This window comes from Planktotalea frisia (genome assembly GCF_001890925.1).
Taxonomy (GTDB): domain Bacteria; phylum Pseudomonadota; class Alphaproteobacteria; order Rhodobacterales; family Rhodobacteraceae; genus Planktotalea; species Planktotalea frisia.
This window is the reverse complement of sequence record NZ_MLCB01000157.1, coordinates 1-1,959: the sequence shown is the minus strand read 5'-3', so window position 1 is coordinate 1,959 and position 1,959 is coordinate 1. Positions and strand designations below refer to the sequence as shown.

Sequence of the window (1,959 nt, the reverse complement as noted above, 5' to 3'; positions counted from 1 at the left end):
ATAAAGAATATGAAATCCAAACCCGCAAACTCTCGTTATGAATGAGGGAGCCTAGGGGGGCAGGTCAAGCCCAATGGCGTCACAAGGGCATGGGGCCAGCCTTCTATCGCTTAGGCCGTAAGATCATTTATCGCGGCGCTGACCTGAATGCGTGGGCAGAAGCCAACCGGATCGATCCGAGTGTTGAGGGGGTGTAATGTCGCGCCGCTTCAGGACGCGGGCGATCAAGGCCAACAAATCCTATACCGTTGATGAACTGGCGGACGCTGCATGTGTGTCAATTCCGACGGTTCGCAACTGGATCAAGGATGGAATGCCGTTGATCGATGGCAACCGTCCGATGATCATCTTGGGGTTTCACGCGCTTGAATATCTGAATGCCCGCAAAGCCAAATCCAAACAACCGATGGCGTTGGGCGAGTTCTATTGCCTGCGCTGCAAGGCCCCCAGAACCCCGTTTGGTGCGATGGCTGACTATGTGCCGTCTAGCGACACGGGCGGGCGTCTGAAGGCGATTTGCGGGGTCTGCGAATGCGCCTGTAATCGCAATGTTAGCGCGCGCGATTTGCCCGACATTCGCAAGGTTCTTGATGTGGAAATTAGGGGCAGTTGGTGACCCTATTGGAACCCCTCAACCCCCTCTTAAATTAGCACTTCAGAAAGGACGCCCAGACATGCGCAAATTCAATGCAGATAACGAACGCTTAAAACGCCGCTACGTGCAATATCTTCGCGAGGCCAAAGGGCAGGACGAACAATCCATCGATAAGGTCCGCGCGGCGCTCGTCCGGTTTGAGGAATGCACCAAATTCAAGCCGTTCAAATCGTTTCATATTGATCAAACCCGAAAATTCAAAGACGCCCTAGGTCGCGCCAAAAACACCCGTGGCCAACTGTTGAGCCTATCAACTACGGACGCCACTTTGCGCTTGGTAAAAGGGTTCTTTCATTGGTTGGCAGGTCAACAAGGGTTCAAAAAGGTCCTGACTTATGCGGACGTGGATTACTTCAACAACAACCGCAAAGACGCCCGCGCGGCCCATACCCAGAACCCTGTCCACTTCCCGTCCAAACAAGCGGCCTATCACGCGTTTCAAGGCATGGCGGATCACACCGAACTGGAACAGCGCGACAAAGCCATGTTCGCCTTTGTGATGATCACGGGCGCACGGGTTGGCGCTGTATCTTCATTGCGCTTAAAACATATCAATCTAGTGGACGGTTTCGTTTTTCAGGACGGGCGCACCGTGCGCACCAAAGCGGGCAAAACGATCACAACATGGTTTTTCCCGATGCATCCCGACTATCTGGCATATTTCACGGCATGGGTGACCTATCTGCGCGATGACCGGAAATTTGGTGCAGAAGACGCGTTGTTCCCAAAACCAGAACGGCGGATCGTGGACGGCAAGTTCGTGTTTGATCGCGTGTCGCGCAATATTTACGCCAATGGGTCCAAAGTGAACGAGGTGTTCAAACGCGCCTTCACACAAGTTCAATTGCACCCCTATCACCCGCATAGCGCTCGCAAAACGCTGGGTCAGGAACTAAGTGATCGCGAATTGCCGCTGGCGACGCAAAAGGCATGGTCGCAAAACTTGGGCCACGAAAATTTCACAACCACCGTGTCAAGCTATTTGCCCGTGTCGGATCAACAACAGGGCGCGTTGATCAAGGGGTTGGGGAGCGTCTGAGTGTTTTTCTCTGGGGGTGTGGCGAAGGTTTACGCCGTGGTTTATCCCCAAAAAACGCAAAGAAGAACTGATTAAGGGTATGAAGATAAAGTAGCTTGGAGTTTTGTCTTAGACTTATAGCTGAGCGGAAAACTGGGGTGCTGGAGCTATAAATCCAAAACTGATGATGTACAGCGAAGCTGACCTTGGTGTCCTGCGCAGCGGATGGCAGTGATGAAGGTTTTTCGATGCGGGCCAGTGCGCGAGGTTTCGGCGAGGGACTGAC

The 1,959-nt window shown here is 53.0% G+C and carries 2 protein-coding genes; both read left to right on the top strand.

Annotated features, from left to right (window positions below):
- The first annotated feature begins 196 nt into the window (after positions 1–196).
- Entirely contained in the window at positions 197–616 is a 420-nt protein-coding gene (locus PFRI_RS13490; protein ID WP_072631233.1) for a hypothetical protein, read from the top strand.
- A 58-nt stretch (positions 617–674) separates the two neighbouring features.
- The gene (locus PFRI_RS13485) at positions 675–1,694 is read left to right on the top strand and encodes a site-specific integrase (protein ID WP_072631232.1); all 1,020 of its coding nucleotides are present in this window, start codon (positions 675–677) and stop codon (positions 1,692–1,694) included.
- Positions 1,695–1,959 lie beyond the last annotated feature (265 nt).